General features: G+C 64.1%; 18 protein-coding genes. 9 read left to right on the forward strand and 9 right to left on the reverse strand.

Features of this window, described 5'->3' with window-relative positions; all coding sequences use genetic code 11:
• Positions 1-17 precede the first annotated feature (17 nt).
• Positions 18-1,997, forward strand: a complete 1,980-nt coding sequence (gene shc / locus V7E26_RS03450) for a squalene--hopene cyclase (RefSeq protein WP_324413504.1) — start codon at positions 18-20, stop codon at positions 1,995-1,997.
• Complete coding sequence (locus tag V7E26_RS03455; protein ID WP_442893347.1) at positions 1,994-2,743, forward strand: phosphorylase; 750 nt, start codon at positions 1,994-1,996, stop codon at positions 2,741-2,743. The genes shc and V7E26_RS03455 overlap by 4 nt, the downstream gene beginning before the upstream one ends.
• Positions 2,744-2,853: 110 nt before the next feature.
• On the opposite strand, the gene hpnH is transcribed toward V7E26_RS03455, so the two are convergent.
• On the reverse strand, positions 2,854-4,011 hold the full coding sequence (hpnH, locus tag V7E26_RS03460) for an adenosyl-hopene transferase HpnH (RefSeq protein ID WP_324413506.1): 1,158 nt from the start codon (positions 4,009-4,011) through the stop codon (positions 2,854-2,856).
• 67 nt (positions 4,012-4,078) lie between these two features.
• Positions 4,079-5,008, reverse strand: a complete 930-nt coding sequence (gene ispH, locus V7E26_RS03465; RefSeq protein WP_324413571.1) for a 4-hydroxy-3-methylbut-2-enyl diphosphate reductase — start codon at positions 5,006-5,008, stop codon at positions 4,079-4,081.
• Positions 5,009-5,455: 447 nt separating this feature from the next.
• On the opposite strand from ispH, the gene V7E26_RS03470 reads away from it, so the two are divergent.
• Complete coding sequence (locus V7E26_RS03470; protein WP_324413508.1) at positions 5,456-8,044, forward strand: MMPL family transporter; 2,589 nt, start codon at positions 5,456-5,458, stop codon at positions 8,042-8,044.
• Here the strand turns inward: V7E26_RS03470 and V7E26_RS03475 are convergent.
• Positions 8,012-8,686, reverse strand: coding sequence for a DUF2147 domain-containing protein (locus V7E26_RS03475; RefSeq protein WP_324413510.1), 675 nt, complete (start codon positions 8,684-8,686; stop codon positions 8,012-8,014). The genes V7E26_RS03470 and V7E26_RS03475 overlap by 33 nt on opposite strands.
• A 103-nt stretch (positions 8,687-8,789) precedes the next feature.
• Here V7E26_RS03475 and hpnO point away from each other — a divergent pair, with 103 nt between their 5' ends.
• A complete protein-coding gene (gene hpnO, locus V7E26_RS03480; RefSeq protein WP_324413512.1) occupies positions 8,790-10,181 on the forward strand; it encodes an aminobacteriohopanetriol synthase HpnO in 1,392 nt (463 codons plus the stop codon).
• Between the two features lie 124 nt (positions 10,182-10,305).
• The gene (locus tag V7E26_RS03485; protein WP_324413514.1) at positions 10,306-10,713 is read left to right on the forward strand and encodes a GFA family protein; all 408 of its coding nucleotides are present in this window, start codon (positions 10,306-10,308) and stop codon (positions 10,711-10,713) included.
• A gap of 11 nt (positions 10,714-10,724) precedes the next feature.
• Here the strand turns inward: V7E26_RS03485 and V7E26_RS03490 are convergent, their stop codons facing one another.
• Positions 10,725-11,621: a LysR family transcriptional regulator gene (locus tag V7E26_RS03490; RefSeq protein WP_324413515.1), complete on the reverse strand. Its 897-nt coding sequence runs from the start codon at positions 11,619-11,621 to the stop codon at positions 10,725-10,727.
• 59 nt (positions 11,622-11,680) lie between these two features.
• Between V7E26_RS03490 and V7E26_RS03495 the strand changes: the two genes are divergently transcribed.
• Both V7E26_RS03495 and V7E26_RS03500 read left to right on the forward strand, forming a co-directional pair.
• Entirely contained in the window at positions 11,681-12,748 is a 1,068-nt protein-coding gene (locus tag V7E26_RS03495) for a Bug family tripartite tricarboxylate transporter substrate binding protein (RefSeq protein WP_324413518.1), read from the forward strand.
• Between the two features lie 41 nt (positions 12,749-12,789).
• Positions 12,790-14,262: an amidase gene (locus tag V7E26_RS03500; RefSeq protein ID WP_324413520.1), complete on the forward strand. Its 1,473-nt coding sequence runs from the start codon at positions 12,790-12,792 to the stop codon at positions 14,260-14,262.
• A gap of 257 nt (positions 14,263-14,519) precedes the next feature.
• Here the strand turns inward: V7E26_RS03500 and V7E26_RS03505 are convergent, their stop codons facing one another.
• The 4 genes from V7E26_RS03505 to V7E26_RS03520 form a co-directional block, all read right to left on the reverse strand.
• Entirely contained in the window at positions 14,520-15,278 is a 759-nt protein-coding gene (locus tag V7E26_RS03505) for an anti-sigma factor family protein (protein ID WP_324413522.1), read from the reverse strand.
• The gene (locus V7E26_RS03510; RefSeq protein ID WP_324413524.1) at positions 15,275-15,835 is read right to left on the reverse strand and encodes a sigma-70 family RNA polymerase sigma factor; all 561 of its coding nucleotides are present in this window, start codon (positions 15,833-15,835) and stop codon (positions 15,275-15,277) included. Before V7E26_RS03510 ends, V7E26_RS03505 begins: the two co-directional genes overlap by 4 nt.
• A gap of 91 nt (positions 15,836-15,926) precedes the next feature.
• Positions 15,927-16,250: a cupredoxin domain-containing protein gene (locus V7E26_RS03515; protein WP_324413526.1), complete on the reverse strand. Its 324-nt coding sequence runs from the start codon at positions 16,248-16,250 to the stop codon at positions 15,927-15,929.
• Positions 16,251-16,265: 15 nt separating this feature from the next.
• Positions 16,266-17,204: a metallophosphoesterase family protein gene (locus tag V7E26_RS03520; RefSeq protein ID WP_324413528.1), complete on the reverse strand. Its 939-nt coding sequence runs from the start codon at positions 17,202-17,204 to the stop codon at positions 16,266-16,268.
• A 217-nt stretch (positions 17,205-17,421) separates the two neighbouring features.
• On the opposite strand from V7E26_RS03520, the gene V7E26_RS03525 reads away from it, so the two are divergent.
• On the forward strand, positions 17,422-18,834 hold the full coding sequence (locus tag V7E26_RS03525; RefSeq protein WP_324413530.1) for an amidase: 1,413 nt from the start codon (positions 17,422-17,424) through the stop codon (positions 18,832-18,834).
• A 49-nt stretch (positions 18,835-18,883) separates the two neighbouring features.
• On the opposite strand, the gene V7E26_RS03530 is transcribed toward V7E26_RS03525, so the two are convergent.
• A complete protein-coding gene (locus V7E26_RS03530; protein WP_324413532.1) occupies positions 18,884-20,503 on the reverse strand; it encodes a GMC family oxidoreductase in 1,620 nt (539 codons plus the stop codon).
• A gap of 175 nt (positions 20,504-20,678) precedes the next feature.
• Here V7E26_RS03530 and V7E26_RS03535 point away from each other — a divergent pair, with 175 nt between their 5' ends.
• Positions 20,679-21,851, forward strand: coding sequence for a M20 aminoacylase family protein (locus tag V7E26_RS03535; protein ID WP_324413534.1), 1,173 nt, complete (start codon positions 20,679-20,681; stop codon positions 21,849-21,851).
• Positions 21,852-21,865: the final 14 nt, after the last annotated feature.

Consider the following 21,865-nt stretch of genomic DNA (forward strand, 5'->3'; position numbering starts at 1 on the left):
AGAGGGATGTTTAGCACATGCTTTCAATAGACAAGACAATTGCAGTCGATGCTACCGCGACAGTCGATCCCGTCGCGCTGCAGAAGAGCATCTCTTCTGCGACCGAAGCGCTGCTCGGCTATCGGCAATCCGACGGACACTGGGTGTTCGAGCTGGAGGCCGACAGCACGATTCCGTCCGAATATGTGCTGCTGCGCCACTATCTCGCCGAACCCGTCGACAGCGAGCTCGAAGCCAAGATCGCCAATTATCTGCGCCGCACGCAAGGCGATCACGGCGGCTGGGCGCTGGTGCAGGACGGTCCGTTCGACATGAGCGCCAGCGTCAAATCCTATTTCGCGCTGAAGATGATCGGCGAGTCCATCGATGCGCCGCACATGGCGCGGGCGCGCGAAGCGATCCGCGCGCGCGGCGGCGCGGCAGGCAGCAACGTCTTCACGCGGTTCCTGCTGGCGTTCTATGGCGTGTTGAGCTGGCGTGCCGTGCCGGTGCTGCCGATCGAGATCATGTTGCTGCCGATGTGGTCGCCGTTCCACATCAACAAGATTTCCTACTGGGCGCGCACCACGATGGTGCCGCTGATGGTGCTGGCGGCGCTCAAGCCGCAGGCAAGGAATCCGAGGGGCGTCGGCATTGACGAATTGTTCCTGCAGGATCCCAAGACGGTTGGCATGAACAAGAAGGCGCCGCACCAGAGCTTTGGCTGGTACTTGCTGTTCTCTACGCTCGACAAGGTGCTGCGTGTCGTCGAGCCGCTGTTTCCGAAGAAGCTGCGCCAGCGCGCGATCGACGCCGCGCTCAAGTTCACCGAAGAACGGCTGAACGGCGAGGACGGCATGGGCGCGATCTATCCGCCGATGGCCAACATCGTCATGATGTACGACGCGCTCGGCAAGGGGCCGGATTTTCCGCCGCGCGCGATCACCCGCAAGGGCATCGACAAGCTGCTCGTGATCGGCGAGCACGAGGCCTATTGCCAGCCCTGCGTCTCGCCGGTGTGGGATACCGCGCTGACCTGCCACGCGCTGGCGGAAGCCGGCGGCGAGGACACGCTTGCGAAAATGAAAGAGGGCCTCGACTGGCTGAAGCCGCGGCAGGTGCTCGACCTCAAGGGCGACTGGGCGGTGAAGGCGCCCGATGTCCGTCCGGGCGGCTGGGCGTTCCAGTACAACAATGCGCATTATCCCGATCTCGACGACACCGCCGTTGTGGTGATGGCGATGGACCGCGTGCGCCGGATGGACGGCACGGCAAAATACGACGAGGCGATCGCACGGGCGAAGGAATGGATTCTTGGATTGCAGAGCGTCGACGGCGGCTGGGCCGCGTTCGATGCCGACAACCTCGAATATTACCTCAACAACATTCCGTTCGCCGATCATGGCGCGCTGCTCGATCCGCCGACCGAGGACGTCACCGCGCGCTGCATCTCGATGCTGGCGCAGCTTGGCGAGACCGCACAGACCAGCAAGGCGCTCGCGGACGGCATTGCCTATTTGCGCCGCACCCAGCTCGCCGAAGGGTCCTGGTACGGCCGCTGGGGCCTCAACTACATCTACGGGACCTGGTCGGTGCTGTGCGCGCTGAATGCCGCGGGCGTCGATCATCAGGACCCGATGATTCGCAAAGCCGTGGACTGGCTGTTGTCTGTGCAGAACAAGGACGGCGGCTGGGGCGAGGATGCGGTCAGCTACCGACTCGATTACAAGGGATATGAGGTCGCGCCGTCGACTTCGTCGCAAACGGCATGGGCCTTGCTTGGATTGATGGCGGTCGGGGAGGTCGAGAACCCGGCAGTGGTGCGTGGCGTGGAGTACCTAAAAACCACACAGACGGAAAAAGGGCTTTGGGATGAGGCCCGTTACACGGCTACAGGGTTTCCGAGGGTGTTTTATTTGCGTTATCATGGCTACTCGAAGTTCTTTCCGCTCTGGGCAATGGCGCGGTACCGGAATTTGAGAAGCACCAACAGCAGGGTGGTAGGGGTCGGGATGTGACTTTGGGGGCTGAGGCCGCCGCGGGGGATAATCTGATTGATCGTAGTTCAATCGATCCGCGGCCGGTATTGATCGTTACAGGATTGGTGCAGGAAGCCCGCATCGCGGCCGGGCCCGGCATGATCGTCATCTGCAGCTCCAGTGATCCGCGGCAGTTGCGCGCGCTGCTGGCAACGCTCGATTCCACCACGTTCAGAGGTGTCATTTCGTTCGGCGTTGCCGGCGGGCTCGATCCCTCGCTGAAGTCGGGCGACGTGGTGGTGGCGACCGAGGTCCTGTCGGGCGATACGCGCTTCCTCGCTGGTCTGGCGCTGAATGAGGAAATGATCGCGCGTGCGGCGTTGCGTCGCAGGCGCGTGGTCCGCGGCGGCCTCGCCGGCGTGGAGCGGGTGATCGCAGCGACCGCCTGCAAGGCCGCGCTGCATCTGGAGACCGGTGCTGCGGCCGTCGATATGGAAAGCCATATTGCCGCCGCCTATGCGGCCGAGGCCGGCCTGCCGTTCGCCGCGCTGCGGGTGATCTCCGATCCAGCCAGCCGCGCGCTTCCGGCGATCGCCAAGAACGCGATCAAGCCGAACGGCGACATTGATCTCGGCAAGGTGCTGCGCGGGGTTGCCCGCAATCCGACCACACTACGCGCGCTGGTGTCGACGGGAATCGATTTCAATCGCGCGTTGCGCTCGCTGCGCGGCTGCCGCGGCTTCCTGCACAGCGGCGAGAGCGCGCTCGCGACCGCGGAGATCTGATCCGCGCGAGGCCGTAACAGGCTTTCCGAACTTGAAGGGCGTCAAACGAAAAGGATGGGCCCCGGTTCGTTTCAGAACCGGGGCCCAATTCTTTTGCTTCAGGACACCGCTCAGGCGGCGGTGGAGGCTTTCTGCTGCTTCGCGGCAGCGGCCGCTGCCTCGTCGCGGCGGATATCCGAAAGCTTCTTCTGCACCTGTTCGGAGAAGATGTACTGCGCCGGGCGCTGCTTGGTAAGATCGATCTCGGGCGCCATCGGGCCCGAGGTGCGAACGCCCCTGAGCGCGATCCACATGGCCTTCAGCGGATTGTTGAGCGCCGCGGTGGCGGCAGTCGGCTCATAGCCGCAATGCGCCATGCAGTCGGCGCACTTTTCGTAGCGGCCGGTGCCGTAGGAGTCCCAGTCCGTGGTCTCCATCAGCTCCTTGAAGGTCTTGGTGTAGCCTTCGCCGAGCAGATAGCAGGGCTTCTGCCAGCCGAAGATGTTGCGCGCGGGCATGCCCCACGGCGTGCACTCATATTCCTGGTTGCCGGCGAGGAAGTCGAGGAACAGGCTGGAGTGCATGAAATTCCACTTCTTGCCCTTGCCGAGCGCGAAGACGTCGCGGAACAGCTTCTTGGTCTTGGTGCGGTTGAGGAAGTGCTCCTGGTCCGGCGCACGCTCATAGGCGTAGCCCGGCGACATCGACACGCCGACGCCGAGCTCGGTGGTGAGGTCGAGGAACTTTGCGATCTCTTCCGCCGGATGGCCGTCGAAGATCGTGGCGTTGACGTTGACGGTGAAGCCGCGCGCCTTCGCCGCCTTGATTGCGGATACCGCGCGGTCGAACACGCCCTTCTGCGACACCGCCTTGTCGTGGTGGTCCTTCAGGCCGTCGAGATGGACCGAGAAGAACAGGTACGGCGAGGGCTCGAACAGGTCGAGCTTCTTCTCCAGCAGCAGCGCGTTGGTGCAGAGCGAGACGAACTTCTTGCGCGCCACCAGGCCGCGCACGATCTCGCCGATCTCCTTGTGGATCAGCGGCTCGCCGCCGGGGATCGCCACCATCGGCGCGCCGCATTCCTCGGCGGCGTCCCAGCACTCCTGCGCGCTCATGCGGCGGTTGAGGATCGCATCGGGATAGTCGATCTTGCCGCAGCCGACGCAGGCGAGGTTGCAGCGGAACAGCGGTTCCAGCATCAGCACGAGCGGATAGCGTTTGCGGCCAAGCAGCTTCTGCTTCATCAGATAGCCGCCGATACGCATTTCCTTGAAGAACGGTATTGCCATTTGAGAGGATTTCTTTCTGGACTTGGAGTCCGGGCTGGGCAGCCCGGGCCTGGAATCATGAGTTGGATCAGCCCGCCTTGGCCAGTTCGGCTGGAAGCCGGAACTCGATGTTCTCTTCCCGGCCGGGAAGCACCGACACCTTGACGGGTCCGATTCGTCTCAACGCCTCGATGACGTCGTCGACCAAAACTTCGGGCGCCGATGCGCCTGCGGTAATGCCGACGGCTTTGGCTTCCTTCAACCAGTCCGGGTTTAGCTCGCTTCCGTCAGCAATGAGATAACTCGGGACCCCGACCTCAGTGCCAATTTCGCGAAGCCTGTTGGAGTTGGAACTATTGGCGGCCCCCACCACGAGGATGACGTCCACCAGCTTGCTGAGGTCCCTTACCGCAGATTGGCGGTTCTGTGTCGCATAGCAGATATCTCTTATGTCGGGGCCTTGAATATCTGTAAAACGGGCCTGAAGGGCGGAAATTATGTCTTTTGTGTCATCCACGCTCAGAGTGGTCTGGGTGATATAGGCCACCGGGGCGTCGGTCGGCAGCGTCAGGGACGCCACGTCGTCCACGCTCTGGACCAGCAGGACCGGGCCTGGAACCTGACCCATGGTTCCCTCGACCTCCGGGTGGCCGGCATGCCCGATCAGGACCAGGGCCCGACCCTTGGACATGTAGCGTTTGCCCTGGTTGTGGACCTTGGTGACCAGCGGGCAGGTGGCGTTGAGGACCGGCAGGTCACGGGCGGCTGCCTCCTCCTCGACGCTCCGGGCCACGCCATGGGCGCTGAACACGGTCACAGCCCGCGGTGGAACCTCGGACAGATCCTCGACGAAGATCGCGCCCTTGGCCTTGAGGCTCTCAACGACGTATTTGTTGTGCACGATCTCGTGCCGGACATAGACCGGCGGACCGTACTTCTCGAGCGCGCGCTCAACGATTTCGATGGCGCGTACGACGCCCGCACAAAATCCGCGGGGCTGCGCTAAATACACTTCCATGGCATGTCCATTACGCAAGTTGTTGCACCTGGTACATAATTCGCAAATCCGCCCGAGGGTCTCCGTGCAGCCGGTCACATTCGGATTAGCAAAATCCGCACCACGATCGGAACCGCAGGCAATCCCCACTCCAAGTAGATGGAAGCGCAGGACTATGTGTCAAAAATCGTGCGGCTGGAAAAGATGCATCGCGCAATGGTTACCAAGATTATGGTAACTAAATACCATCTTATGCACTTCGTGAATGGCGGTTCCTCACCGGTTCGTCACTTTATCGCCCTCTGGAAAGGACTATACCGGCGCCCTTGGCTGCCCGTCCCGTGGCTTGGGCCGCCGCGCAATGAACCCTCTGGGAAGTCGCCAAAACAACATTAGATCGGCTCGGGGAACTCCGCTAGACAGCGGGCGTTTTCGCCCAGCTCTCCTTGAGATTCAGAAAGAAACGAAGTGCTGACCAGCATTGTTGTCTCGATTGTCAGAACCTGTACGCGGTTTGCTACTCTCGTCGTCGTTGTCTCCCTGCTTCTGGCGGTGGGGGCGTGCTATTACACCGCCCGGCATTTCGCCATCAACACCGACATCAACACGCTGATCTCGCCCGACCTCGACTGGCGCAAGCGCGACAACCAGTTCGAGCACGCCTTCGACCGCGAGAAGCTGATCCTCGCCGTCGTCGAGGCGTCGACGCCCGAGATGGCGAGCGCTGCGAGCAGGGCGCTCGCGACAAAGCTTTCCGGCGACACCACACATTTCGAATCCGTGCAGCCGCTCGGCTCCGGCGAGTTCTTCGAAAAGAACGGCTTGCTGTTCCTGCCGATGGAGGAAGTCGGCAAGGTCGCGGGCCAGCTCGAGGCCGCAGGCCCGCTGATTGAAATCATGGCCGGCGATCCCTCGATCCGCGGCCTCACCGGTGCGCTGGAGACCGGCCTTGCCGGCGTCAAGCGCGGGCAGGTCAAGCTCGACAATGCCGAGCGCCCCTTCAACCTGATCAGCCAGACGGTCGAGGACGTCGTCAACAGGAAGCCCGCGACGTTCTCCTGGCGCGAGCTCGTCAGCGACAAGCCTCTGACCGATTCCGACCGCCGCGCCTTCATCGAGTTCAAGCCGAAGCTCGATTACAACGCGCTCGAACCGGGCAAGGACGCCACCGACGCGATCCGCCAGGCCGCGGTCGACCTCAATTTCGCCGGCCAGTACGGCGCGCGCGTGCGGCTGACCGGCCCGGTTCCGATCGCCAACGAGGAATATTCGACCGTGCAGGACGGCGCGATCGTCAACGGCGTTGCGACCGTGCTGATCGTCCTCGTGATTCTCTGGATGGCGCTGCATTCGGCGAAGATCATCTTCGCCGTTTTCGTCAATCTGTTCATCGGTCTTGCGCTCACCACCGCGGTCGGCCTGATGATGGTGGGGTCGCTGAACCTGTTGTCGATCGCCTTTGCCGTGCTGTTCGTCGGCCTCGGCGTCGATTTCGGCATTCAGTTCAGCGTCCGCTACCGTTCCGAGCGTTTCAAGAACGAAAATCTCGCCGAAGCGCTGGAGAGCGCGGCGAGCCGTTCGGCGGTGCCGCTGTCGCTCGCCGCGATGGCGACCGCGGCCGGCTTCCTGTGCTTCCTGCCGACCGACTACAAGGGCATTTCCGAGCTCGGCAAGATCGCCGGCGCCGGCATGCTGATCGCGTTCATATCGAGCATCACGGTGCTGCCGGCGATGCTGAAGCTGCTGCACCCGCCCGGCGAAAGCGAGCCGGTCGGCTACGCCTTCCTGGCGCCGGTCGACGAATTCCTCGAGCGCCACCGCGTCATCATCGTAGGTGGCACGCTGGCTCTCGTGATCGCCGGCCTGCCGCTGCTCTATTTCATGAAGTTCGACTTCAACCCGATCAACCTGCGCAACCCGCACGCCGAATCGATCGCGACCTTCCTCGACCTGCGCAAGGATCCCAACACCGGCGCCAATGCCATCAACGTGCTGACCAATTCAGAGGCCGAAGCCAGGAAGATCGAGGAGCGGCTTTCGAAGGTACCGGAAGTCCTGCGCGTGATGTCGATCGACAGCTTCGTGCCGGAAGATCAGCCGGCGAAGCTGCAATTGATCGCGAAGGCGGCGAAGGTGGTCGGACCCGCGCTGAACCCTGACTCGGTCGACGCCGCGCCGACGGACGAAGAGAACGTCGAGGCGCTGAAGAGTTCGGTCGAAGCGCTGCGCAAGACCGCCGGCGAGGGCAAGGGCCCGGGCGCGGTGGCCTCGCGGCGGCTGGCGGATGCGCTGTCCAGGCTTGCCGCCAGCGACCAGGCGACGCGCGACAAGGCGCAGGCCGTCTTCATCACGCCGCTCAAGATCGTGTTCGACCAGCTCAGGAACACGATTCAGGCCGGCCCCGTGACGCTGAAGACGCTGCCGCCGGAACTGCTGAACAGCTGGAAGTCGAAGGACGGCCTGATCCGCGTCGAGGCATTGCCGAAGGGCGATCCCAACGACAACGACAATCTCCGTCGTTTCGCGGATGCGGTGCTGGCCGCCGAGCCGAACGCGATCGGCGGGCCGGTGTCGATCCTCAAATCCGGCGATACCATCGTGCGGGCGTTCATCCACGCCGGCATCTGGGCGCTGCTGTTGATCAGCCTGCTGCTGTGGCTGACGCTGCGGCGGATCAGCGACGTGCTGATGACGATGGTGCCGCTATTGGTGGCGGGCGCGGTGACGCTGGAGGTCTGCGTCCTGATCGGGCTGCCGCTCAACTTCGCCAACATCGTCGCATTGCCGCTGCTGCTCGGCGTCGGCGTCGCCTTCAAGATCTACTACGTCGTGGCCTGGCGAGAGGGCAGAACCAACCTGCTGCAGTCGAGCCTGACGCGCGCGATCTTCTTCTCGGCGCTGACGACCGCGACCGCGTTCGGAAGTCTCTGGCTGTCCAGCCATCCCGGCACCGCCAGCATGGGTAAATTGCTGGCGATGTCGTTCGTCATCACGCTGATGGCGGTGCTGCTGTTCCAGCCCGCGCTAATGGGCAAACCGCGCGATGTCGGGAAGTAGGCAGATGTCGCCGATATCGGCGGGCTGAGCCGCGGCGGCCTGCTTCTGGCCCGGCGCGGCCTTCGGCGCAGCAGGGGCGGGGTGTGCGTTGCCGGTGGTCTTCGGCGCAGGGGCTGGCGTCGCCGGCGCTGCCGTGCTTTTCGGCGCGGCGCCGGGCGTACCCTTCGGCGCACCCTTGGCCATGCTGTTGACGGGGCTCGAGGGAATCGGCGGTCCGACGCGGGTCCAGGTTTCGCCGCCGCAGAGGAAGCCGAGCACGCAGCCCTGGATCTCGAGCTGATCGGTGCCGACCGGCTTGATCGTCGACGAGTAAAGCTGTCCGTCCTTAGCGTTGTAGACCTGGCCTTCCCAGGCCTCGGTGCCGGCCTTCTTCTTCATGTCGATCAGGATCGGCATGCCGAGCGTCGGCCGGCTCTGCTTGGCTGCGTCGGGATTGTTCTTGTCCTTGCCGCCCGGCTGCTTTTCCCAGGCGACGACACCCCACATGCTGCCGCTGCACTGGGCAACACGGATGTTGGCCACGCCATCGGCTACTTTCCAGTCACCGGTCGGATCGGCGGCGAGCGCCGCATTAAGACCTGTGGCCAAAAAGATTCCCGAATAAACTATTGTACGCGCGACAGTTCTTGGGCAGTGCAACATGGGTGCAACCTATGTTTAAGTAGATGGAGCCAAAGCGGGGGTCAAAACGCCGCATTCAGTGTTTTCAGTTGACGAGACAGCCATCAACCGACGTATGTAGCCAATGTCAGACTCATATCTAGATGTTTCCGGGCTGTTTGCAGACCGGCAGGCGCAGCGCAGTTCCCTGCATGCACGCCACCTGAACGAGCAGCTCGTGCGGGTGCTGAAGACCATCGGCTACGATGTGGGCTTTCAGAAGGGTCAAGGTCAATACCTCTTCGATCGTGAGGGGGCCCGCTATCTCGATCTACTCAGCGGATTTGGCGTTTTTGCGATTGGCCGCAATCATCCGGCGCTGCGTTATGCGCTGAAAAGCGTGCTGGATGCCGATTTTCCCAATCTGGTGCAACTCGATGTTTCCACGCTCGCCGGCGTGCTGGCGGAACGCCTGCTCGAGCATGTGCCATATCTGGACAAGGTGTTCTTTGCCAATTCCGGCGCCGAAACCGTCGAGGCCGCGATCAAGTTCGCGCGCGGCGCGACCGGCCGTCCCGGCATCGTGTCCTGTTCCCACTCGTTCCATGGCTTGTCCTACGGCGCGCTGTCGCTGATGGACGATGCGAACTTCCGCAGCGGTTTCGAGCCGCTGCTGCCGGGATGCACCCAGGTTCCGTTCAACGATCTCGAGGCGCTGGAGCGGGCATTGTCCTCGCGCCAGGTCGCGGCCTTCATCGTCGAGCCGATCCAGGGCAAGGGCGTCAACATGCCCTCGGATGAATATCTGCCGGGCGCCGCCGCGCTCTGCAAGAAATACGGCTCGATCTTCGTCGCCGACGAAATCCAGACCGGCATCGGCCGCACCGGAAAGTTCCTCGCGGTCGAGCACTGGAATGTCGAGCCCGACATGGTGCTGCTCGCCAAGGCGCTGTCGGGCGGCCATGTGCCGGTCGGCGCGCTGCTGACGCGCAAGTCGGTCTTCGACAAGATTTTCAGCCAGATGGACCGCGCGGTCGTGCACGGCTCGACGTTTTCGAAGAACGATCTGGCGATGGCCGCGGGCATCGCGACGCTCGACGTCATCAAGCAGGAAAGACTGGTCGAGCAGGCCGCCAAGCGCGGCGCCGAGCTTCGCCTCGCGCTGACGCGGATGGTTCCGGGCTATGAACTGCTGAAGGAAGTGCGCGGCAAGGGGTTGATGATCGGCATCGAGTTCGGCCCGCCGAAATCGCTGAAGCTGAAGGCGTCGTGGAATCTGCTGGAGACCGCCAACAAGGGCCTGTTCTGCCAGCTCATCACCGTGCCGCTGTTCAAGGAGCACAAGATCCTGACGCAGGTCTCCGGCCACGGCAGCCACACCATCAAGCTGCTGCCGCCGCTGGTCCTGACGGAAGAAGACTGCAACTGGATCGAAAAGGCGTTCGACGACGTCATCGCCGCCAGCCACAAGGTGCCCGGCGCGATCTGGTCGCTCGGCAAGACGCTGGTCGACAACGCTGTCAGGAAGTCGGCGTAGCCCACACACCAAGGTCGTAGCCCGGATGGAGCGCAGCGCAATCCGGGAGCGTCTCGGCCGCCGAGGGAGTTGGTCCCGGATTATGCTGCGCTCCATCCGGGCTACAATCTTCTCGGAGGAGAGCATGGTCAACGTCACCGGTGGCTGTCATTGCGGCGCGATCCGCTACGAGATCGCGGGCGAGCCCATCGTTCACGCGCTGTGTCACTGCACCGATTGCCGCCGTCATGCCGGCGCGCCCATGGTCGGCTGGTCGATGTATCCAGAAGAAGCGCTCAAGGTGACGAAGGGAACGCCGAAGCTGTACGCATCCTCCGAACATGGCCGGCGGCAATTCTGCGCCGACTGCGGCACCGGGCTGTTCTACGTCAACGCGAACATCCTGCCCGGCATCGTCGACATCCAGAGCGCGACCTATGACGATCCCGAAGCTGTGCCGGCCATGATCCATATCCAGACGGCGGAGCGGCTGCGCTGGATGGAGAGCGCGCACGAACTGCCCAGCTTCGAACGCTATCCGCCGCAGACGTAGCGGCGGAGTTCTTATCGGCTTCCCGCGGCGAGCACTGAGCGAACGAACCTGACGTAAGCCTTGACCTTCGCGGAGATACTGTCGCGGCTCGGATACACGGCGGCTATCGGCATGTCTCCCAGCGACCAACTCGGCAGAATAGCTCTCAGCGCGCCGTTGCCGACGTGATCCTTGACCGAGACATCGAATAGCCGCGCGATTCCCGCCCCGCTCAGACAGGCCTCCTGGATGTGTACTCCCTCGCGGCATATGATGTTTGCCGTCACGAAGATCGTTTCCTGCCTGCCGTCCCGGCTGAACGTCCATCGCGTATAGGGCGGACTATCGCGCCGACCTGAAATGAGTATGTGGTGATCGACTAGGTCGTCCGGCGCGTCGGGACGGCCAAAGCGTTGCAGATAGACCGGCGAGGCGAAGGCCGAGAGCTTCGTCCTTCCGATCGTCTGCATGACGAGGCCCGACGAATTAATCGGACCCACCGCGATCAGTACGTCGAGCTTGTCGTCGATCATGGTCGAGACCGAACTGGTCACGTTCGTGTCGAGCGCAATCCCGGGAAAGTCGGAAATGAAATCCGCCGAACGGGCCATCACGACTCGGCTGATGGCAGGATGGACCCCGACGACGAGCCGCCCGGTCGGTCGATCCATGCCCGCGCGGGTCATGATCTCCGCTTCCTCCAGCTCCATGACGAGCCGTTTGCAGCGCTCGTAATACACGGCGCCGTTTTCGGTCAGCGAGACACGTCGCGTTGTGCGATTGAGCAGCCGAAACTTCACCTCCGCCTCCAACAGCACGACGGCTTTCGAGACGACGGATGGGACCACGTCGAGGTCCTTGGCCGCCGCGGCAAAAGAGCGGGTCTCCGCGACGCGGCAGAAGAACTTGATAGCCTTGAGCTTGTCCACCTGGTGTATCCCCCTTTGCGGCGGGCGCGCGGGGCTTCACGATTGTTCGCAAAACGGAAATGATCAAGTTCGAACTTCGATCTTTTTCGGCCCTTGAGCGCTGGCTAACCTGCCTGCGTCATCTACAGGGGGCCCACATGCAGCCAACCATCAGCCGCAGAGCTGCGATCGCCGGCGCGCTTGCCTCCGGCATCGGTCTGACCGTCGCGACACCGTCTTTGGCTCAGGGGTGGCCAACGCGAAACATCCGGCTGATTGTCCCGGCCGCTGCCGGCTCCGTGCCTGATGCGCTGGCGCGAGTCGTGGGCGAAGCGCTCGCCAGGCGTCTTGGACAGCCGATCGCGGTCGACAATCGTCCTGGTGCCGGCGGTATCGTGGCCATGCAGGAGTTGGCGCGAAGCGCGCCGGATGGCTACACGCTCGGGCTTGGGACCATTTCGCAAGCGGTATTCAACAGCTACGTCTTCCCAAGCCTTGCCTACGACCCGCGCCGGGATCTGCTGCCGCTCGCCCGTCTGGTCACCTCCTCGTTTGTCCTCGCCAGCCACCCATCGGTTGCAGCCGCCTCGCTGTCCGAGTTGATCGATCTGTCGAAGCGCGAGAGCGGCAAGCTCATGCTTGGCGTCCCGGCATCCGGCTCCCCGCCGCACGTCGCGGCCGTGCTGATGATGCAGGAAACAGGGCTCAGCGCGACCGTCGTCCCGTTTCGCGGCGGACCGGCGGCGCTTACCGCGGCCATCCGAGGCGACGTACAGTTGATTATCGACGGGCCAACCATCCTCGCTCCTCAGGTAAGCGACCGCGCCCTGCGCGCGATCGTCGGAACGGCGGCCCGTCGCACCGACGCGTTGGCGGAGACGCCGACGCTTGCCGAAGCGGGCTTCAAGAGCGCCGAATGCGAATCCTGGATGGGATTGTTTGCCCCACGGGGTCTGTCAGCGGAAGTTTCGGCGATCCTCGCGCGGGAAATTCAGGCCGTCATGGACGACGCAGCTACGGCATCCCGGCTTCACGCGCTCGGCTTGCTCCCAGCCCAGCTCGCGGCGGCGACGTTTTCCGACCTGATCGAGGCAGAGCATCGCCGCTGGTCCCCGGTGCTGCAAAAGGCTGCGCTCAAGCCTGATTGAACGATTGCCACGACCCGACCTGGGTAACGCAGCGAGACGTCTTGAGCTTTGTTGCGGAGAGCGCTGTGGACCTGCACTTCAAGTCGGCCCTGGAGCTCGCGGCCCTCACGCGTGCGCGAAAAATCGGTTGTCTTGAACTGCTCGACCACCATATCGAACGGATCGAGCGGTTGGATGATCTGACCAACGCCGTCGTGGTCCGCGACTTCGAGCGGGCACGCCGGCGCGCCTTCGCTCTGGACCAGACCGGCGGCGAGGCCCCCATACCGCTGTTTGGCGTCCCCATGACGGTCAAGGAAAGCTTCGACGTCGAGGGCCTCCCCACAACATGGGGAAGCGAGCGATTTCGAAACTCGGTCGCTTCGGCCAATGCGCTTGCCGTTGATCGCCTGATCGAAGCAGGTGCGGTGATCCTCGGCAAGACGAACGTGCCGGTGATGCTCACCGACTATCAAAGCTATAATCCGATCTACGGCACGACCAACAATCCCTGGGACCTTGCCTTGTCTCCCGGTGGATCATCGGGCGGGGCCGCGGCTGCGCTTGCGGCCGGCTTCTGCGCGCTGGAGGTCGGCAGCGACATCGGCTCATCGATCCGAAATCCGGCTCATTACTGTGGCGTGTTCGGTCACAAGCCGACCTGGGGCATTTGCCCGCCGTTCGGGCATGGCCTCGGCGGCGCGGTCGCGGCCGCCGACATCTCGGTCATCGGGCCGATGGCTCGCTCGGCCGGCGATCTCATGACGACGCTTGACGTGATGGCCGGGCCGGAAGCGATCGACGCGGCATGGAGACTGGATTTGCCGCCGCCGCGCGTCGCCGGTTTCCGCGGGCTACGCGTCGCCATCATGACCGACCATCCATTGTCCGAGGTCGATACCTCGATCGTGTCAGCCCTGCACGAGTTGGGCTCGTTCCTGGTGCGCGAAGGCGCAATCGTTAGTTTCGAGGCCCGACCGGACTTCGACCTGACCCTTGGCCACAGTCTCTATATTCAGATGCTGCGCGCAACCACCAGCACCCGCATCGATCCGGCCGCTGCCGCGAAGGCGCGACACGAAGCAGCGAACCTGCCTGGCGACGATCACAGCTACTACGCCGACGCCATGCGCGGCCTGAGCATGTCGCACAGCGCATTCCTCAGTGCCAACGAAACACGGCATCGGATGCGGCGCGTCTGGTCGCGTTTTTTTTCGGAGTGGGACCTGTTTCTTTGCCCCCCGGCCGCCAGCCCGGCGCAGAAGCACGACCAGCGCGGCGAGCGTTGGCAACGCTCGATCGAGGTCAATGGCCACGCCGTGCCCCAGACAGATCAAATGTTCTGGGCCGGCATCGCCGGATTGTATCTGCTGCCGTCCAGCGTCGCGCCGCTCGGCGTTGCATCCGATGGCTTGCCGATCGGAGTGCAGATCATGGGAGCCCAATATGCGGACAAGACGACGATCGCCTTTGCCGGCTTGCTTGAAAAAGGCTGGAGGCGCTTCGTTGCTCCGCCCGGCAGATTTTCAGCTTGAGATTTGACGCAACACGTCGGAAGAGCTGGCGGATCAGTGAGATTATTCGTCAGGGCGGGCCGACGATTATCCTCCCCGGTTCAGAGCGCTGCGCCTCGCGCGCACAGCTCTGCCGAACGCCTATGTCCATTACAGCGAGGTTGGGCCGTCGCGCGACCGACAGCAGATCGCGCCACGCCACCATCGCAAGGCACGATAAGGAAAGTCGCTTGATGCCTGTTGCGCAGGGGCGGGTGCATCAGCGCACCCGCGCTGCGCTATCCCGGTGAGCGCATCGCGCTCTCGAATTTCTCGCTGAAATCCGCAAGCTCGTCCTTTGCGATGTCGCTGACCGCCCAGAAGTTGAGCCCGCGATCGCTCCAGTGGCGGATGTTGAAGCCCTGGATCGTGTCGGTCTTCGCCGCGCGTCGTTCGGTGCTCGATGTCTGCGACACGAACAGGTTGATGACGTGCTGGCGGCGGCGATAGACCACGGCGCCGATGGCGCGGGCGTCGACATAATCGAGCCGGCCGCCGATCAGGGTAAAGCCCTGTGCGGTGAGGTCGATCACCGGCGGCGAGACGTCGAGCCTGCCGTTGAACCACGGCTTGACGGTGTGCTGGTCGGTGGAGACCACGTCGGTGAGGTGTCCGGCCTGCAGCGAACGCAGATGCGCCGATACGACCTCCGACTGGATGCGCTCGATATCGTCGTTGCGCAGTACGATCGCGACCAGGCCGGTCGCGGCCAAAGCCGATACTGCCGAGCCCATCGCAAAACCGCGCAGCACGGCGCGGCGGTTCGGTGCCTGGCGCGGCTGCGGCAACGCCGCCTCGATCCGCTGACGCAGGGCGGCGGGGGCGGTGTACGCCACCCCGGCTTCCGCGATAGCCTTGCTCATCTCGCGATAATCGCGCAGCGCCGCCGCGCAGCGCGGGCAATCGGCGATATGGTCTTCCACCTCGCGCGCGTGTCCGGCGTCGAGCTCGCCGTCGATCAGTGCGTGAAGCAGAACTTCAGCCTCGTCGCAGGTCATTTCTGTTGCTCCTCTTCCGCCAGCCACGCCGATCGCAGCATGGCGCGGGCGCGCGCGAGACGGGACATCACGGTGCCGACCGGCACTTCGGCGACATCGGCAATCTCGCGGTACGACAGGTTCTGGATTTCACGCAGCACGAAGGTCTCGCGGAACGGTTCGGCCAGCGCCGCCACCAGGCGGCGGATGGTATCGGAGTCCCAGCGGCGCTGTAGCTGCGTCTCGGGCGTCTGCTCGGCCTCGTGCCACAGCGGCGTCTGCTCGGCGCTCTCAGGCACGTCCTCGACCGCGCTGGTCGGTGTCGCGGCGCGGCGGGCATATTCGGCACGGCAGACATTGCGCAGGATCGCAAACAGCCAGGGCTTCATCGCCGGGCCACGATAGCTGTCGAAATGCCTGAACGCCCGCAAATAGCATTCCTGCACCGCGTCCTCGGCGTCGGCGGCGTTGCGAAGCAGGTAGCGCGCCAGCGTATAGGCGTCGTTCAGATAGGGCAGCGCGGCCTCGCGAAACCGCCGCGCCTTTTCGGGATCTTGTTCGGATGCTTTGATCGGCATCGCTTTTTGCCCGGCTGCTGCAGAACAGGATTCTACCCGGCCGGGCGTCGTCCACCGGCCGGGCAGGGGGGTGATGCCTGGGTTTGCCACGCTACTCAACCTTGACCACCCCCGTCATATGCGGATGCAGCGAACAAAAATATTTGTATTCGCCCGCTGACGTGAACGTGAACGAGAAGGTGCCGTCGGTATCCATGGTCTTCGACCTGAATTTTCCGGCGCACACCACGGTGTGAGGAATGTCGTCGCGGTTGGTCCAGGTCACGGTCTGGCCCACCTTCACCGTGAGCTGGGCCGGCTCGAATACAAAATTGTCGATATGAACAGCGATATCCTCGGCGTGCGCGGTGCCGGCCGGGAGCAGCGCGGCCGCGACCACGAGCAGGCTGAAGTCGCGGCGATTGATCGAATGCATTGCGGTGATTCCCTGTTAGCCCTGCAGCGGTTCGTCGATGATCGCGAGACGCTGATCGCCTTGCTTGAAGTTGATGCTGGCGACGCCGAGCAGGCTGCGAAGCTTGCTGTCCTCGACCTTCATCGGTCCCGGCGAGGGGGCCGTGCCCGGCGCCGGCTGCGGGAAGGCGGTCGAGCGCGCGGTGTGGAAGGTGACGTTGCCCTCGACTTTCTGCATCACCTGGTGGATATGGCCGTTCAGCACGGTGACCGAGCCGAAGCCCTTGACGTATTCCAGCGCCCGCGCGCCATCCTCGGTGCCCCAGCCCCATTGCGGATAGACCGTCCACAGCGGGATGTGCGCGAACAGCACAACCGGCGTGGATTTTGAACGTCCCTTCAGGTCGTTCTCCAGCCAGTCGAGCTGTTCGTTGCCGAGATTGCCGAGGCCGCCGCCCTTGAGGTCGACGACGTTGACGAGACCGACGAAGTGCACGCCGCCGGCGTCGAACGAATACCAGCCGGCGCCCTGGGTGCCGCGGCCATAGCGCTCCTTGTAGAGCTTGACTTCCTCGTCGATGAAATCGTGCTCGCCCGGCACGTAATGCACGTCGAGCTTGGCCTGCGAGATGATGCGGTCGGCGTCGTCGAATTCCTTGGCCTTCGACAGATGCGTGATGTCGCCGGTGTGGATCATGAACGACGGCTTCTTCGGCATCGCCCTGACCTTGTTGATCGCTTCCTCCAGCGTCCCGATCGCATTGGGATTGGCCGGCTTGTCGAAGCCGACATGGCTGTCGCTGATCTGCAGGAACGTCATCCCGGCGGGCTCGGCCGCTTGCGCTGAATCGACAATGCCGAGCGAACGCGGCACGCCGCCCGCAACCGTCCAGAGCACGCCGGTGCCTGCCCAGGTCATGCATTCCAGCACGCGGCGCCGGCTGACGCCGTCATCGTGATGGTCGTGATCGCTCATGGCAAATCTCCCTGAGCCCGTGATTGGGCTTGCAGGGACGTGATCGGGCGGGGCGGGGTTTATTCCCGGAAGTCCGGCGTCAGCGGTCGCAGGGGATGACGTTTTCGTGAGCGAAAGAGACCATGCTCTATTGCGGTTGCAATCAAACCTGCCTTGCATCCGCTGGCATGGCGCTGGATGGTTGTGTACGGCCATGCGGGCCATGCAGGAGTTCACGATGACCGAGATTTGGCAACTCTCAGCGACTGAATTGGCGCAGCGCATTGCAGACCGGCAGCTCAGTTCAGCGGAGGTGGTGGATGCGCATCTGGCGCGGATCGATGCCGTCAATCCGGCGTTGAACGCCGTGGTGCGGGTGCTGGCGGATGAGGCCCGCGCCGCTGCGGTCGCTGCAGATCGAATGCTGGCCGCCGGCGAACAGATGGGCCCCTTGCACGGAGTGCCCTTCACGGTGAAGGAGAACATCGACATGGCCGGCCTGCCCACGACGTGGGGCGTGCCGGCGCTGGCGCAAGCGGTGGCGCCGGTCGATGCGCCGGTTGTCGAGAGAATGCGCGCCGCCGGCGCGATACCGATTGCCCGCACCAATCTGCCTGACATGGCGCTGCGCATTCACACGACGAGCTCGTTGCATGGGCTCACGCGAAATCCCTGGCATCCCGAGCGTACCGCGGGCGGCTCGAGCGGCGGCGAGGCGGCTGCGCTCGCCAGCGGCATGAGTCCCATCGGTCTCGGCAACGATATCGGCGGTTCGCTGCGCAACCCGGCCAATGCTTGCGGCATCGCCTCGATCCGTCCTTCTGCCGGCCGGGTGCCTGATGCAGGTTACATCCCGGTCGAAGACCATCTGCTGGCCGTGCAGTTGATGAATGTGCAGGGCCCGATGGCCCGTCGCGTGGCCGATGTACGCCTTGGCCTGCGTGTGCTGATGGGCGCGCATCCGCGCGATCCGTGGTCTATCGATGCTCCCTTCGAAGGCAAATCATTGGGCCGGCCGATCCGCGTGGCTGTGGTGGCCGAGCCGCCCGGTGGAAGCACGCATCCGCAGGTCGCAGCGACGGTGCGCCGCGCGGCGCAGGCGCTGGCCGATGCCGGCTACGTCGTGGAAGAGGTTTGCCCGCCGCGATACGAAGACGCCATCAGCTGCTGGGCGCGGTTCATCATGGGCGACTTCAATTCGGTGCTGGGGTTGTTGCAGCCGATGATGGGTGCTGACGCGGTCGCCTTCCTCAACACCGCCAACCAGAGCGTACCGCCGCTGGCCGACGCCACGGCGTGGTCGCACCTGATGGTCGAACGCGATGGCGTCGCGCGCGCCTGGTCGACCTTCATGGCGGAGAGGCCGCTGCTGCTGTCGCCGACCTGGACGCAGTTGCCGTTCGCGCACGGCTTTGACTCGGCCGCGCCCGAAGGCACCGCGGCGACCATGGAATTGATGCGGCCGGTGGTCCCCGCCAACGTGCTGGGGTTGCCCTCGGCCTGCGTGCCGGCTGGCCGCGATGAGGCGACGGGCCTGCCGATCGGTGTGCTCGTCACCGGCCGCCGGCTTCGGGAGGATTTGTGCCTGGAGGCGGCCGAGGCGATCGAGGCGCGTCTCGGTTTGGCTACGCCGATTGATCCGGTGCGCTGAACGGCGTCCGGCGTGTCGCGGCTGGTTCGGCGGCGCGGGAGCAAAAGGCCTAGCGCCCATCCTCCAGGATCATCGTGGCCCCTTTCTCCGCGATCATCGCCGTGGGCGTGTTGGTATTCCCTGACGTGATCGTCGGCATCACCGAGGCGTCGACGACACGCAGGCCGCCGATGCCGTAAAAGCGCAGCCGTTCGTCGACGACGGCCATCGGATCGTTGGCCGTGCCCATCTTCGCGGTGCCGACGGGGTGGAAGATCGTGGTGCCGATATCGCCGGCGGCCTTTGCCAATGACGTTTCGTCGTCGCCGACGCCGGGGCCAGGCAGATATTCTTGCGGGTGGTAGCGCTCGAGCCGCTTCTGCTGCATCAGCCGCCGCGTGGTTCTGATCGCATCGGCCGCGACCTGGCGGTCGTCGTCGGTCGAAAGATAATTCGGCGCGATCGAGGGCGCTTCATCAGGCTTCGCCGAGCGGATGCGCACCGTGCCGCGCGAGGTCGGCTGCAGATTGCAGGCGCTGACGGTGATGGCGGGGAAACGGTGCAGGGGATCGCCGAACTTGTCGAGCGACAGCGGCTGGACGTGGAACTGGATGTTGGCGCGCGCGCGGCGCGGATCGGAGCGGGTGAAGATGCCGAGCTGCGACGGCGCCATGGTCAGGGGCCCGCGGCGGCGGAAGGCGTAGTCGAGCCCCATCATGCCGCGCCGGATCAGCGACCAGTAGGTCTCGTTCAGCGTTCGCACGCCCTCGACCTTGTAGATCGCGCGCTGCTGCAGATGGTCCTGCAGATTGCGCCCGACACCCGGTTTGTCGAGCACCATTTCGATGCCGAGCGGCGACAGCCAGTCGGCGGGTCCGATGCCGGAGCGGTGCAGCACCTGTGTCGAGCCGATCGATCCCGCGCACAAAATGACTTCGCCCCTGGTGCGGGCCTCGACCACTTCATTGCCTTGCTGGAAGCGCACGCCGACGGCGCGGCCGTTCTCGACGATCAGGCGGTCGACCAGCACGTTCTTTTCCAGCCGCAGGTTGGCGCGGTCGAGAACCGGCTTGAGGAAGCCGCGCGCCGAGGACCAGCGCCGGCCGCGCTTCTGGTTGACGTGGAAATAACTCACGCCCTCATTGTCGCCGGTGTTGAAATCGGGAATGCGCCTGATGCCCATTTCCTCGGCGGCATCACCGACCGCGTCGAGCACCTCCCAGGACAGCCGCGGCGCCTCGATGCGCCAGCCGCCGCCGACGCCGTGATGTTCGCTCTCGCCGAGGAAATGGTCTTCCAGGCGCTTGAACAGCGGCTTGACGTCGTCATAGCTCCAGCCGGTCAGGCCGAGCTGCCGCCAGTGATCGTAGTCGCCGGATTGCCCGCGCATCGAGATCATGGCGTTGATGGCGGAGCAGCCGCCGATCACCTTGCCGCGGGGATAGGCCAGTGACCGGCCGTTGAGGCCGGGCTCCGCCTCGGTCCTGAACATCCAGTCCGAACGGGGATTGCCGATCGCGAAGAGATAGCCGACCGGGATGTGAAACCAGATCCAGTTGTCGTTGCCGCCGGCCTCCAGGATCAGCACCCGCTTCTTCGGGTCGGCCGACAGCCGGTTGGCCATAATGCAGCCGGCCGTTCCGGCGCCCACCACGATGTAGTCGAAATCGCCTTCAAGCCGCTTCGGCATTGTTCGAGTTTCCGCCTGAGATGCTTCCTCTTGCTTCGTTATTAGTCAGACGTGGATGGCCGGGACAAGCCCGGCCATGGCAGGATGGCACCCCGGCGCTCAGTTCCGTTGGGTGGACCGTCCCTTGCATGCTACAGGGCAGAAGCGCTCAAAGTTCGGAAAGCTGGTTACCTCCATGCCCATCGTCAATCGCGTCGCCGAGTTTCAACCCGACATCCAGGCCTGGCGCCGGGATATCCATGAACATCCCGAATTGCTCTACGATGTGCACCGCACTGCGGCATTGGTGGCGGAGCGGTTGCGAGAGTTCGGCTGCGACGAGGTGGTTACCGGCATCGGCCGCACCGGCGTCATCGGCGTCATCAACGGCAACAGGCCTGCCGGCAAGGGGGACGTGAAGGTCATCGGGCTGCGGGCGGATATGGATGCGCTGCCGATCGAGGAGGCGACCGATCTGCCCTACGCTTCCAGAACCAAGGGCCTGATGCACGCCTGCGGCCATGACGGCCACACCGCCATGCTGCTGGGGGCGGCGCGCTATCTGGCCGAGACCCGCAACTTCGCCGGCCGTGCGGTCGTGATCTTCCAGCCGGCCGAAGAGGGCGGCGCGGGTGCGGTTGCGATGATCAAGGACGGGCTGATGGACCGTTTCGGCATCGAGCAGGTCTACGGCATGCATAATGGTCCGGGCATTCCGATCGGCTCGTTCGCATTGCGGCCCGGTCCGATCATGGCCGGGGGCGATGCCGTCCTGATCAGGATCGAGGGGCGTGGCGGGCACGCCGCGCAGCCGCACAACACCATCGATTCCGTTCTTGTCGGCGCGCAACTGATCACGGCGCTGCAGTCGATCGTGTCGCGCAGCGTCGATCCGCTGGAATCGGCGGTGATCTCAATCTGCGAATTTCACGCCGGCCACGCCCGCAACGTGATTCCGCAAACCGCGGAACTGAAGGGCACCGTCCGCACCTTGAACAGCGAGGTGCGGAAGATGGTCGAGGAGCGGGTCCGCGAGGTCGTCGCCGGCGTGGCGCTGGCCACGGGCGCCAGGATCGATCTGGATTACGTCCACGGCTATCCGGTGACGGTCAACCATGCCGAGCAGACCGATGTCGCGACACGGGCAGCGCGCGAGATCGCCGGCGATGCCAACGTCGAGGTGATGCCGCCGCTGATGGCCGGCGAGGATTTCGCCTACATGCTGGAGCAGCGGCCGGGTGCGCTGATCTTCTGCGGCAATGGCGACAGCGCCGGCCTGCATCACCCCGCCTACAATTTCAACGACGAGGCGATCGTGTTCGGCACGTCCTACTGGATCAGGCTGGTCGAGAACACGCTGGCCGCGTGATCCCCAGGGAATAG

The organism is Bradyrhizobium sp., from assembly GCF_036735945.1.
GTDB lineage: Bacteria > Pseudomonadota > Alphaproteobacteria > Rhizobiales > Xanthobacteraceae > Bradyrhizobium.